This window comes from Streptomyces sp. NPDC001100, from assembly GCF_053598575.1.
This window is the reverse complement of record NZ_JBSFKO010000002.1, coordinates 124727-136771: the sequence shown is the minus strand read 5'-3', so window position 1 is coordinate 136771 and position 12045 is coordinate 124727. Positions and strand designations below refer to the sequence as shown.

Sequence of the window (12045 nt, the reverse complement as noted above, 5' to 3'; positions counted from 1 at the left end):
CGTCAGCCGTCAGCCGTCAGCCGTCAGCCGTCAGCCGTCAGCCGTCAGCCGTCAGCCGTCAGCCGCACCCAGTGCGCCCGACCCGGCCCCGAGACATGTGCGTCCACCACCGGCTCACCGTCCGCGAACACCGCAACCGAGGCCCCGGCGTCCCTGGCGCCCCCGGCGTCCCTGGCATCCCCAGCATTCCCCGGCGTCCAGCATTCCGGCCGGCGCACGGGGTACGGAATCGCAGGGCGCCCCTGCGCGTTGTGGACTGTGGGTGACCGAGCCGACAGAAAGTGGAGGGATCGCGATGGCTGCGCAGACGCAGAGGGCCGTACTGGCGGGCGGATGTTTCTGGGGGATGGAGGAGCTGATCCGCCGGCTCCCGGGAGTGACGGCGACCCGCGTCGGATACACCGGCGGTGATGTGGAGAACGCGACCTACCGCAACCACGGCACGCACGCGGAGGCCATAGAGATCCTCTACGACCCCGAGAAGACCGACTACCGCGCGCTCCTGGAGTTCTTCTTCCAGATCCACGACCCGAGCACCAAGAACCGCCAGGGCAACGACATCGGCCTCAGCTACCGCTCGGCGATCTACTACGTCGACGACGAGCAGAAGCGCGTCGCCGAGGACACGATCGCCGACGTGGACGCCTCCGGCCTGTGGCCCGGCAAGGTCGTCACCGAGGTGGAGCCGGTCGGCCCCTTCTGGGAGGCCGAGCCCGAGCACCAGGACTACCTGCAGCGTTACCCGGACGGCTACACCTGCCACTTCCCCCGCCCGGGCTGGCGGCTGCCGGCACGCGCGGAGGGCTGACCGCGGCGGAGTCGGGTACCTCCGCTTCCGCTTCCGCCTCCGCCTCCGTCACCCGCAGCCGTGGACCACTTATCGGAAGGTCCTCGGGACGGTGCGTGACGGCGGGGGCGGGTGGTGATGGGTGGTGACGGCGGTGATGGGCGGTGACGGCGTGCCCGTCGGCCCTGGCCTGCTCGCCGCCCGGTCGGCCGCTCAATCGTTCCGGCCGCCCGGTTGTTCCGGCCGCCCGGTTGTTCCGTTCGCCCGGTCGTTACGTCCGTCCCGATGACGACGATGTTCACCGGGTCTCCCCTCTTCAAGTCGGTTCTGCCGACAGGGGGCCGGGGCGGCGCCGAGTGTGACGTCCATTTCACGGGCGAGCCGGCCGCGGCGGCGAACCGGCCGTGGCACCGTGCGAGTTGCCGGTGCCACGGCCGTGCTCCTCGCCCATCGGAGACCGCCCTTTCGTGCTACGACGAGCCGAGCAGCGCCTTGATGGTGGCGATCACCGGGACCCCCGCCTCCCCGATGACGGCGGCGATGCCGGCGATCCTCCGCAGCAGCCTGCCGAATCGTTCCTCGGAAGGATTCGAACGGATCTCTTCGACCGTCGCGTCGACCTCCGCCCGATCGCTCGCGTCCAGGTGCCGCCTCAACTCCTCGATCTCCTTGAGCAGGCCGGCGAGTGCCGACGGCCCCGCCTCCGGCCCCGGCCCGTTCTTGCCGCCGGTCACGATGTCACCGGAGCCGCTGTGGGTGGCTTTGCCGATGCTCCCGGCCCCGTACTGGTGGAAGCTGTCGCCGCTCATGAGGCCGCGATGTTGCCGGAGCCGCTGTGGGTGGCCTTGCCGATGCTTCCGGCCCCGTACTGGTTGATGAGGTCCCCTTGCACGGCGTGCTGCACGTTGTAGATCACCTGGGCGATGTCCGGGTGGCCGATCGCCTTGGTGATCTCGCCCACGAGATAGTTGATCTCGCCGCTGTCCGTGGACCACACGGCGTCGCGCTGAGTGCCCGAGGTGTTGAGGACCAGGCCGAACAAGTCCGGTTTGCCGAGCGCGGTGACGAGCCGCCAGATCAGCAGCGCCTCCAGGGCGAACAGGATCAGCACACCGACGGTGCCCGCGCCGGCCGCCAGGAAACTGCCGAAGAACAGGCAGATGAGCGTGCGTACGATGAACTGCTTCCAGGCCGCCCTTTTGTCGACTGTCAGCTTGCGTTGTCCCACGTGGGAGATGTTGCGCAGGGGGTAGGCCTCACCCGCCACCCATAAAACGCCTTCGTTCACCCGGACCTGAACCGCTGAGTGAGTGGGTGCCACCGTTGCCTCCTCTGTCGTTTATCGGCAGAAACATGCCGAGATATCGGGACCGTAAGGTGATCGGCATCTCGGCGGTGGGCTTTGGCGTCTTTTCATCCTGATCGGTCAAATTACGTTCTCTTGAATGACGGTTGGCTCTGACCGCGGTCACGCAATGCCCTGACATCGAAAGCGACAGGAAATGACCGTGCTGACGGGCGGCCTCGCCGCGGTGATCACCTCGCCGACGTCGGCGGCGGCCTGCACGACGAACACGTACATCCGGTAGTCCTTCACGAACACCGTTTTCGCGGGTGCGCCGAAGCGCACGGACTGTGCCACGGCGGTGAGCGAGAACTGGGGCAGCGACCAGCGCGGCTCTCCGGCGTCGATGAGGACAACTTCGGCGTCCGCCGCCCCGTGACTCGTGCCCCGTGACTCGTGAACCGCGATTTCGGCTTCGGCGCCCCTCACGTTCACCGCCTCCGGCCAGGGCGGCATCCCCGTCTCCCTCGGCGGCACGCGCGAGATCGACCTACGGACACGCATTGCGCAGCGCCCACTCGAAGCCGTCACGGCTGATCCAGACGCCGAGGACTGCCTCCCACCCCGCCTTCGTGCCCTGGCCGCAGCGGTACATCATCCAAAGGAACGACGGCTTGTCCCAAGTCAAGCCGTGTTCACAGACCTTTCCCGCAACGAAGCGGAGCCCGTACACAGGGACTTTGCGGTGTCTGTCCAAGTCCGACAGGGCACGCGGTGTACGGGCGCATACGGGTGTTCGACTGGATCAGTACCAGCGGACTTGGCCAGCCGCCCCCTGCCCTGTACGGGCGGCGTGGCGGAGAACGCGCAGCGGGCCGTCAAGAAGCTCGTCCGCATCGTGGGCGGGATCGTCACCCAGCCCGGTCATCCACGTATGGATCCGCTCGATCGCGTCACGACGTGTGGCTCCGGTCAGGGTGAGAGTCTCCTCGGCCGCAGGCAGTTGAGTGCGGACTTGCTCGGCGTCGAGAAGGAACTCCCCGAACCAGCCAGGCAGTTGCAGCGTCGCGTCGGGACCCAGGGCGTAGGCGAGAGCGGAGAAGGGGCTTGCCTTGCGCGCCGTGGCCACGAACAAACTCTCTCCGATATCGGTTGGGAACTGGTCCATGACAGCCTCGCGCAGCGTCTCCACGCTGTCGGAGTCGTCGTGGCAGGCGTCGAAGAACGTGCTCAGCCGGAGTGCGTCCTCGTCGGCGCTCCAATTGCCGGGAGAGCTCGTCGACGTAGTGAACATGGACGCCTGCGCCTTGCGTCGCCACCAAGCCAGCTCCCCAAGCTCGTCACAGTCCACCGCTGCCGGCGACGAGTTCTGAACCGAAGCGCTCAGCAAATTCCGTACCTCTTGGTCAGGCACGGCGCCGACGATCCACACACCTGTGACGCTCAACTCCGCCTCCTTCTGCTCTTCCACCCGAACTCGGTCATGTCTCAGCCATCGGCGTGACGGTCGTCCGTACTGCGGGTCCACAGGGTGAGGTCGCTGCTCGTCGCTACGGCGATCGTCAGGCCTGAGGGGGAGAAGTCGGTTGCACGGAATGTGGAGTACGTCGAGTGGAAGATGTGCCACCACCCCTCTCCGTGCGGACCCGTGTGGGGGAGCCCGCCGTCGCTGGACAGCAGGATCCGATCGTTCGGCCAGGCCGGGGTGACCACTTCCAGGGTCCAGCCGTCTTCGGTGGTGGTGTGCAGCCCGCCGCCGAACAGCCCGGCGATGCCTACGCGGCTTCCGGCGATCGGCCCTAGCCCGGGGCAGGACAGATCGGCGACTGCGTCGGGGGTGCTGTCCTCGGGAGCGGGGTCGCGGTCCCTTGCGATCTTCTCGCCGGTGACGGCGTCGAAGAGACCGTGCCCGTCGTGCGAGACGACCATCACCAGATCGTGGCCGGTATCGGGATCCGTCGCGAAGCCGATGCCGAGCAGTCCGCCGACAGGGACGCCGTACTCGTACTCGAAGACAGGTCCCCAGGGCTCGGGCGCGGGCACCACAGAGGCCGCGAGAAGCCGGTTGCGCATCGCCCTCTGGTAGGCCGAGAGTTCCGGCTCATGCTCGGACTGCTCGGCCAGAGGCGTCCCCTTCGTCCACTTCATCACGGGACCATGATCCTCGCCTCGACCGGCCGTTCCGCAGGCAACCTCGGTCCACCGCGCACGTACAGGTGGATGCAGTCTGTGAACGTTGCTTGATGACCCATGTCATCCTGTCCCGCTTCCACGCGGCGGGGAAACGGCCGTCGCGGGCGGCGGGCAGGCCGATCTCGGGGGAGTACGCCTGGTAGACGGTGATCGTGGATTCCGAGTAGGTCGCACGGATCGTGTGTTGCGGTTGTTCCATGGCGTACAGCGTGAGGTCGGCCGGTTCAGTGGGCCACTGGTTTTCGACCGCCGTTCGCCGCGACGAGAACTGCTGTCGCCGCACCACGCTGGTTGCCAGTGCCACGGCCGCCCTCCTCGGACCGGGGTCAACACCGCTTACCTGTCTGGGACTTCCGATCCCGGAACTGCGCCGACCGGGCAGGCCGTCGGCCGCCCCCAGTTCGTCTCGAACGGTTCACTCAGCTCGACTCTGGTCTCACCGAGTCCGTGCTGCCATGTCTGCTGCCGTGTCTGCCATTGCCGTGTGTCGAATGACAGCACGGTATTGCCACCGCTTGAGAATTCACCCGAAGAGCCACTTGGATGCGGCTGTGGACATGGCATCGATGGACGGCAGCAGGACTGTCGCCGGACGCGTCTCTCTCGGCGACGTCATCGCGCAACTGGGCAGGCACAGGCCGGTCTTCCACTCCGAAGCCGATCTTCAGCACAGCTTCGCGCGGACCCTCTGGGAATTGTCGCCGGATGTGCACTCCCGGCTTGAGGTGCCACAGCGGGCAGGGGGCGGCACCGAACATCTGGACCTCCTGTGCATCGGCCCGTCGGCCCGAACCGCGATCGAGTTCAAGTACTTCACCCGGAGATGGACGGGCACGGTGGGTGCTCCCGCCGAGGACTACGCCTTGAAGGGGCACGCCGCCGCGGATCTCGCTCGCCTGTACTTCGTGCGGGACATAGCCAGGCTGGAGCGCTTCTGCCGACGGTCCGACCAGAACGGTCTTGCCATCATGCTGACCAATGACGCATCTCTTTGGACTCCGCCCGGCGTCGGCCGCGGACAGACTCGGGATCGGGAGTTCAGGATCCACCAGGGACGTGAGCTCGCCGGCACACTGCTGTGGGCCGAGGGCGCCTACAAGCCGAACACGTGCACGTTGCGCGGCACATATCCGCTCGACGGGCAGCCGTACTCCGAACTGGGCGGAGCCGGCGGAGAGTTCCGGTATCTCGCAGTGTCCGTCGAGCCGTCACCGGACAGGGATGGCGACGGACCCTCGCAGGTATAGCGGCGTCGCCTCCGAACCGTTGCGCAATCACCTGCGAAGGTCGTGCGCACCCGAGACGGAGCGCGCTGGGCGGCGTGTCCACGGGCCGTGCGCGCGCGATCGTTGCGGAACGTGGTGTTCACCCCGAGGAGTGAGCCACCGTTCTCGCGGCTCGCGGCTCGCGGCTCGCGGCTCGCGGCTCGCGGATCACTCCGGGAACCCGAGTGCGTAATCGCGGAAGACGCGTCGCAATCCGTCTCGCTTCACATCACGGTCCTTGAGGAATTGTCCAAGAAGCCGAACTCGCCGATACGGCGATCACCGAAGACGGACCCCGGCGTGCGCTCAGTCATCCGTCGGAGCAGCTGTGAGTCCCGTCGGGCAGGACGCCCCCCAGTTCGTCCCCAACGCGTCGCTCAGCTTGACCCCCGTCCCGCCGATCCCGCAGTACCCCGCCGGATTCTTCGCCAGGTACTGCTGGTGGTGTCCCTCGGCCGGATAGAACACCCGCCCCTCCGCGGGCAGTATCTCCGTGGTGATCGTCCTGAAGCCCGAGCGCGTGAGGACCTGTTGGTAGGCCGTGCGGGAGGCTTCCGCCGCGGCTGACTGCGCGGGGGTGTGCGGGTAGATCGCGGAGCGGTACTGGGTGCCCACGTCGTTGCCCTGGCGGAAGCCCTGCGTCGGGTTGTGGGACTCCCAGAACGTCTTCAGCAGCTTCTCGTACGAGATCAGTGCCGGGTCGTAGACCACACGGACCGCCTCCGTGTGGCCGGTCAGGCCCGAGCAGACCTCCTCGTAGTGCGGGTTCTCCGTGTAGCCGCCCTGATAGCCGACCAGGGTCGTCCACACACCCACCGGGAGCTGCCAGAACTTGCGCTCGGCACCCCAGAAGCAGCCCAGCCCGAAGTCGGCGATCTCCAGATGCTCGGGGTAGGGACCGAGCAACGGCGTACCGAGGACGACGTGGCGGTCGGGGACCGCGAACACCCGCTCCGGCCGACCCCTGCAGAGCCTGCTCGGGGGTCGGCAACTGGGGCGTACGGCTGTGCAGAAACATGCGCTCTCCCAACGGGCCCCGGGGTGAGTCCGAGTCCGAACCGACAACGGGCAGGGCGCGTTGAGAATTCCGTCCCGCCTTCGGATACGGCGGCCTCTGCCCAACCTCGCCGTCTCTGCTGCCCTCGCCGCCCCTGTGACCCTCGCCGCCCCCGCCGCCCCTGCGACCCCCGCCGTCAGCGCGGAAGGCTCGCCGGGCTCCCGCCGTTCGCCTCGTACCCCGCCACCGCCAGCGCCCGGTACACCGCGAACTCCGCCGCCGGGTCGGGCGACAGCGTCCAGGGGAGGGCTCCGACATGGCCGTCGATGTGTATGAGCTGGTTCATCGCCTCGGACCAGCGCTCCGCGCGGACCAGGAAGAAGACCAGCAGATGGCGGACGTGCGCCAGCATCGGGTCGTCCGGGCGGGCCGCGTGCACGGCGAACAGCGCGCCGTGAATCGCCTTCTCCACGACCTCGCTCTGGTAGAAGCTGCTGACCAGATTCACCTCGGGGAGGTGCTCGAAGACCGCGAAGAGCGGCATCGCGGCGAGCAGTGAACCCTGCGGCGCCCGCGCGGCGGCCGCTTCCGCGAACGAGTTCGCCAGCTCGCGCGAGCCGTGCCACTTCTCGCACCAGTAGTGCAGCGCGGCCAGATGCGCCCCCATGTGGGCCGGCGCACGGTCCAGGATCTTCAGCCACAGCTGCTCGAACTCCGGCTGCGGATACGTCAGTCCGCGGGCCACCGACAGCTCGACGATGTACGGGACCGGGTCACCGGGGGAGAGGAGTGCCGCCTGTCCGCAGGCGTCCTTCGCCTCCTCCATGATGATCCGGAACTCGTCCGTCCCCCGCGTCGACGTGCGCCACGCCTGCTGCACCAGGAACTCCGCGTGTACGGCCGCGCCGCCCGCGTCCTTCGGGTGCTCGGCCCGCCACACCCGCAGCCACTGCCCGCCCGGCGTCTCGCTGACCCCGCCGGGCCGCTGCTGCAGCTCCAGCGAGGCGGCGCCCGCGAAGGCCTGCACCCGCTGCCAGCGCAGCTCGCCCGTGATCTCGGTGCCGGCCAGCAACTGCATCGCCGCGCGGTAGTCCTGCGTGCGCTGCACCAGGTCGAGGACGTCCAGCAGGTCCTGGTCGGGGCCGGGCATGCGGATGTCCAGCTCCTCCTCGCGCACGAAGCCGTACGTCGCCGGGTCCGCGGCGTCCGGGTGGCCCGGCGAGACCTGCTCGATCATCCCGCGCCTGCGCCGCAGGAACGGGATCAGCACGAAGCCCATCATGAGCAGCGCCATCAGGACCCAGAGAATCTCCATGCCTCAAGCGAACCAGACGCGTCCGACAATTGGCCAACCCGGCCCCCCACCCTGTGGAAAACCGCCGCCGCCCCGCCCCGCGACCCTGTGGAAAACCATCACGGCCCGCCCCACTGCCCCGTGGATTGCTTCCCGATCGTCGTCCGCCCCGCGAGCGCACTACGCTCGGCCCCATGAGCGACAGGCACATCAGTCAGCACTTCGAGACCCTCGCGATCCACGCGGGCAACACCGCCGATCCCCTCACCGGCGCGGTCGTCCCGCCGATCTACCAGGTCTCGACCTACAAGCAGGACGGCGTCGGCGGTCTGCGCGGCGGCTACGAGTACAGCCGTAGCGCCAACCCCACCAGGACCGCCCTGGAAGAGAACCTCGCCGCCCTGGAGGGCGGTCGCCGAGGTCTCGCGTTCGCGTCCGGACTGGCGGCCGAGGACTGCCTGTTGCGTACGCTGCTCAGCCCCGGCGACCACGTCGTCATCCCGAACGACGCGTACGGCGGCACGTTCCGCCTCTTCGCGAAGGTCGTCTCCCGGTGGGGCGTCGAGTGGTCGGTCGCCGACACCAGCGACCCGGCGTCGGTACGGGCCGCCATCACCCCAAAGACCAAGGTCGTCTGGGTGGAGACACCCTCCAACCCGCTGCTCGGCATCACCGACATCGCCGTCGTCGCGCAGATCGCCCGGGACGCGGGTGCGCGGCTCGTCGTCGACAACACCTTCGCCACGCCCTACCTCCAGCAGCCGCTGGCCCTCGGCGCGGACGTCGTCGTCCACTCCCTGACCAAGTACATGGGCGGCCACTCGGACGTGGTCGGCGGTGCGCTGATCGCGGCCGACGAGGCGCTCGGCGAGGAACTGGCCTACCACCAGAACGCGATGGGCGCGGTCGCCGGGCCCTTCGACTCCTGGCTGGTGCTGCGCGGCGCCAAGACGCTGTCGGTCCGCATGGACCGGCACAGCGAGAACGCCACCAAGGTCGCCGACATGCTGACCCGGCACGCACGCGTGACGCGCGTTCTCTACCCGGGCCTCCCGGAGCACCCCGGTCACGAGGTCGCCGCCAAGCAGATGCGGGCCTTCGGCGGCATGGTCTCCTTCCAGGTCGAGGGCGGCGAGGAGGCGGCCGTCGAGGTCTGCAACCGCGCCAAGGTGTTCACGCTCGGTGAGTCCCTGGGCGGTGTCGAGTCGCTGATCGAGCACCCGGGGCGCATGACGCACGCGTCCGTCGCCGGTTCGGCCCTGGAGGTCCCCGGCGACCTCGTCCGCCTCTCCGTGGGCATCGAGAATGTGCAGGACCTCCTGGAGGACCTGCAGCAGGCCCTGGGCTAGCCGACGGCGTCACCAGCCCGTCAGCGGTGGAGTCGTCTCCGACGGCGGCTCCACCCAGGGATGGACCATCAGCGCCCACACCGTGAAGGCGACCACCCCAGCGCACAGCAGCAGCCACATCAGCCGCCTGGCGGCCGTCCGGCGCCGCAGCATCCGGCCGCCGCGGCGCACCACGTCCGCGTACAGCTCCGGCGGCACCTGCGGCGGAGTCCCGTCCATGATCCGCCGTACGGCCGCCTCCCGCTCGGGCCTGTTCACGCGCGCGTACCCCCGTTCGGCGACCTCATGACGGCGCCACCTTGGCCCCCGCCACCTTCGGCACCGGGGGGCGCGGCGGATGCAGCAGCCGTGCCGTCGCCCGCTCGCAGATCGTCCGGACCCGTTCCGTGGGCAGCCCGAGCAGCGCGGCGGCCTGCTCCTCGGCGACCCCCTCGTACAACCTGAGGACCACGATCAGCCGCTCCTGGGGCGCCAGAGCGCCCAGTGGGCTGTCGGGGTGCGGGCGGGCCCGGCCGAGGCCGCCGTACTGGTGCCAGGCCGCCCGGGCGAAGCGGCTGGCCAGGTACTGCCGGGCACGGTCGTACGGGTCCTCGCCGCGCAGCCGGTCCCAGCACGCGTACGTGTGGGCCAGCGACAGCGTGAGCAGGCGTCGCGCGCGCGGGTTGTCGTCCGTGGCCTCCGCGGTGAGCAGCGTGGCGGCATGCAGCAGCCGCCCTGCCGCGCCCGCGACGAACGCCTCGAACTCCCGGGCCCGGCGGGCACCCTGGGACACCTGCCGATCGCGCACCATGCCCTCCCCCCTGACGGCCCCGGTCTCATCTGAGGCCAGGGCTGTCGTGAGGTCAAGAGTTCGGTACGAAGGGGCGGGAGTCGGGCACCACGCGCGTGTGCCCGACGCACCGAGGGATCAGGAGGCGTTCGACGGCTCGTTGCCCGGCATCGCCATCCGCGCGGAGAGGGCGCTGTTGAAGCGTGTGAGGAGCGTGCAGAACGTCTCGCGCTCCTCCGGCGCCCAGTCGTGTGTCAGCTCGGCCATCAACTGACGCCTGGACGAACGGACTTCCTCCAGCCGCGACTGCCCGCGCGGGGACAGCTGCAGCACCACCGCGCGGCCGTCCTCGGGGTGCGAGGTCCGCTTGACGAGCCCGGTGTCGACGAGCGGGGCCACCTGCCGGGTGACCGTCGAGGAGTCGATCCCCATGCTCGCCGCGAGCGCCTTGACGCCCATCGGACCTTCCTTGTCCAGGCGGTTGAGCAGCAGATACGCGGCGCGGTCCATGGAGTTGCGCACCTGTCCGACTCCACCGAGCCGGGTCTGTTCGGCACGGCGGGCGAACACCGCCACCTCGTGCTGCAGCGTGTCGAGGAGACCGGGTTCACCGACGGTCGTCATGTCCATCGACATTTCAGGTGTTGTGGGCATGGCCGGGGGCTCGCTTCATGAAGGGGGTGCTGGGTTGGGGGACAGGGTACGCGGATGGAAGGCGGCCCGTACCGGCGCTGCGCAAACCAGTCTCGGAGCTTGGTCACAGCCGTGGCCCGCGTCTGTGAACTGCGATGCTTGAGTCATGAGCTACAGCACGGCTGACTCCTTGCGACCCGTCACCCTCGACGATGTGCGCGGCGCCCAGAAGATGCTCACGGGCGTGTCGCGGGTGACCGCCATGGAAGGCAGCAGGCACCTGACCCAGCTCGTCGGCTCACCGGTGCACTTCAAGTGCGAGAACCTCCAGCGCACGGGCTCCTTCAAACTGCGCGGCGCCTACGTCCGTATCGCCGGACTGCTCCCCGAGGAGCGCGCCGCCGGTGTCGTCGCCGCGAGCGCCGGCAACCACGCACAGGGCGTCGCCCTCGCCTCCGCACTCCTCGGCGTGCGCTCCACGGTCTTCATGCCCAAGGGCGCCCCTCTGCCGAAGATCAGCGCCACCAAGGAGTACGGCGCCGAGGTGCGCCTGCACGGCCACGTGGTCGACGAGACGCTGGCCGCCGCGCAGGAGTACGCCCATGAGACGGGGGCGGTGTTCATCCACCCCTTCGACCACCCGGACATCATCGCGGGCCAGGGCACGGTGGGCCTGGAGATCCTCGACCAGTGCCCCGAGGTGCGCACGATCGTCGTCGGGATCGGCGGCGGCGGCCTCGCGGCCGGTGTCGCGGTCGCCGTGAAGGCGCTGCGGCCCGACGTGAAGATCGTGGGCGTGCAGGCGGCCGGTGCCGCCGCGTTTCCGCCCTCGCTGGCGGCCGGGCGCCCGGTGTCGATCCGGAACCCGGCGACGATGGCCGACGGCATCAAGGTCGGCAGGCCAGGCGACGTGCCGTTCGGGATCGTCGCCGATCTCGTGGACGAGGTCCGCACGGTCACCGAGAACGAACTGTCCACCGCGCTGCTGCTGTGCCTGGAGCGGGCCAAGCTGGTCGTCGAACCGGCCGGCGCCAGCCCGGTCGCGGCGCTGCTGAGCGATCCACGTGCCTTCGAGGGGCCGGTCGTCGCGCTGCTGTCCGGCGGGAACGTCGACCCGCTGCTGCTCCAGCGCATCCTGCGCCACGGCATGTCCGCGCAGGGCCGCTACCTGGCCGTGACGCTGCGGCTGACGGACCGGCCGGGGGCGCTCGCGACACTTCTCGGGGTGTTGTCAGTGGTCGACGCTAACGTCCTCGATGTGAGCCACGTCCGGACCGACCCACGGCTCGGGCTCACGGAGGTGGAGGTCGAGCTGCACCTGGAGACGAAGGGGCCGGTGCACTGCGCCGAGGTCGGCCAGGCCCTGCGCGACGCGGGGTACACGGTCATCGACTGAGGTCAGAGCCCGTTCGTCACCTGTTCCGTCACTCGTTCGAGGAAATCCGTTGAGAGACGCGATACATCGCGTTATGG

At 69.2% G+C, this 12045-nt stretch carries 13 protein-coding genes and 3 pseudogenes; 4 read left to right on the top strand and 12 right to left on the bottom strand.

The genetic code is table 11. From position 1 onward, the window contains the following. Positions 1-295 precede the first annotated feature (295 nt). On the top strand, positions 296-808 hold the full coding sequence (gene msrA, locus ACWDEW_RS02880) for a peptide-methionine (S)-S-oxide reductase MsrA (RefSeq protein ID WP_431252639.1): 513 nt from the start codon (positions 296-298) through the stop codon (positions 806-808). Between the two features lie 449 nt (positions 809-1257). Here msrA (ACWDEW_RS02880) and ACWDEW_RS02875 read toward each other — a convergent pair whose 3' ends face one another. The 7 genes and pseudogenes from ACWDEW_RS02875 to ACWDEW_RS02845 all read right to left on the bottom strand — a co-directional run. Next, complete coding sequence (locus tag ACWDEW_RS02875) at positions 1258-1596, bottom strand: hypothetical protein (protein WP_450508972.1); 339 nt, start codon at positions 1594-1596, stop codon at positions 1258-1260. Then, positions 1593-2075, bottom strand: coding sequence for a DUF6232 family protein (locus ACWDEW_RS02870; protein WP_450509476.1), 483 nt, complete (start codon positions 2073-2075; stop codon positions 1593-1595). The genes ACWDEW_RS02875 and ACWDEW_RS02870 overlap by 4 nt, the downstream gene beginning before the upstream one ends. Positions 2076-2255: 180 nt before the next feature. Beyond that, positions 2256-2588 (bottom strand): hypothetical protein, encoded by a 333-nt coding sequence (locus ACWDEW_RS02865; protein WP_450508970.1) that lies wholly within the window; start codon positions 2586-2588, stop codon positions 2256-2258. Between the two features lie 40 nt (positions 2589-2628). Beyond that, positions 2629-2805: pseudogene (locus ACWDEW_RS02860) on the bottom strand (DUF4291 family protein); the annotation flags it as partial. Positions 2806-2877: 72 nt separating this feature from the next. Next, complete coding sequence (locus ACWDEW_RS02855; protein ID WP_450508968.1) at positions 2878-3543, bottom strand: hypothetical protein; 666 nt, start codon at positions 3541-3543, stop codon at positions 2878-2880. 17 nt (positions 3544-3560) lie between these two features. Further along, a complete protein-coding gene (locus tag ACWDEW_RS02850) occupies positions 3561-4220 on the bottom strand; it encodes a hypothetical protein (protein WP_450508966.1) in 660 nt (219 codons plus the stop codon). A gap of 97 nt (positions 4221-4317) precedes the next feature. Continuing rightward, positions 4318-4464, bottom strand: a pseudogene (locus tag ACWDEW_RS02845) (DUF4291 family protein); the annotation flags it as partial. Between the two features lie 256 nt (positions 4465-4720). On the opposite strand from ACWDEW_RS02845, the gene ACWDEW_RS02840 reads away from it, so the two are divergent. Then, positions 4721-5512, top strand: a complete 792-nt coding sequence (locus ACWDEW_RS02840) for a hypothetical protein (protein ID WP_450508965.1) — start codon at positions 4721-4723, stop codon at positions 5510-5512. Between the two features lie 324 nt (positions 5513-5836). Here the strand turns inward: ACWDEW_RS02840 and msrA (ACWDEW_RS02835) are convergent. Continuing rightward, positions 5837-6548: pseudogene (gene msrA / locus ACWDEW_RS02835) on the bottom strand (peptide-methionine (S)-S-oxide reductase MsrA). Positions 6549-6723: 175 nt separating this feature from the next. Next, positions 6724-7842: a hypothetical protein gene (locus tag ACWDEW_RS02830; protein ID WP_450508964.1), complete on the bottom strand. Its 1119-nt coding sequence runs from the start codon at positions 7840-7842 to the stop codon at positions 6724-6726. 173 nt (positions 7843-8015) lie between these two features. Between ACWDEW_RS02830 and ACWDEW_RS02825 the strand changes: the two genes are divergently transcribed. Further along, entirely contained in the window at positions 8016-9170 is a 1155-nt protein-coding gene (locus ACWDEW_RS02825) for a cystathionine gamma-synthase (RefSeq protein ID WP_019072828.1), read from the top strand. A 9-nt stretch (positions 9171-9179) separates the two neighbouring features. Here ACWDEW_RS02825 and ACWDEW_RS02820 read toward each other — a convergent pair whose 3' ends face one another. From ACWDEW_RS02820 to ACWDEW_RS02810, 3 genes are all read right to left on the bottom strand, one after another. Further along, on the bottom strand, positions 9180-9428 hold the full coding sequence (locus ACWDEW_RS02820; RefSeq protein WP_450508962.1) for a hypothetical protein: 249 nt from the start codon (positions 9426-9428) through the stop codon (positions 9180-9182). A 25-nt stretch (positions 9429-9453) separates the two neighbouring features. Next, positions 9454-9957 carry a sigma factor-like helix-turn-helix DNA-binding protein gene (locus ACWDEW_RS02815; RefSeq protein ID WP_450509474.1) on the bottom strand — a complete coding sequence of 168 codons (504 nt, stop codon included), beginning with the start codon at positions 9955-9957 and terminating at the stop codon, positions 9454-9456. Positions 9958-10077: 120 nt separating this feature from the next. Continuing rightward, on the bottom strand, positions 10078-10575 hold the full coding sequence (locus ACWDEW_RS02810; protein WP_450508961.1) for a MarR family winged helix-turn-helix transcriptional regulator: 498 nt from the start codon (positions 10573-10575) through the stop codon (positions 10078-10080). 163 nt (positions 10576-10738) lie between these two features. On the opposite strand from ACWDEW_RS02810, the gene ilvA reads away from it, so the two are divergent. Continuing rightward, positions 10739-11968 (top strand): threonine ammonia-lyase, encoded by a 1230-nt coding sequence (gene ilvA / locus ACWDEW_RS02805; RefSeq protein WP_450508960.1) that lies wholly within the window; start codon positions 10739-10741, stop codon positions 11966-11968. The last annotated feature ends 77 nt before the right edge of the window (positions 11969-12045 follow it).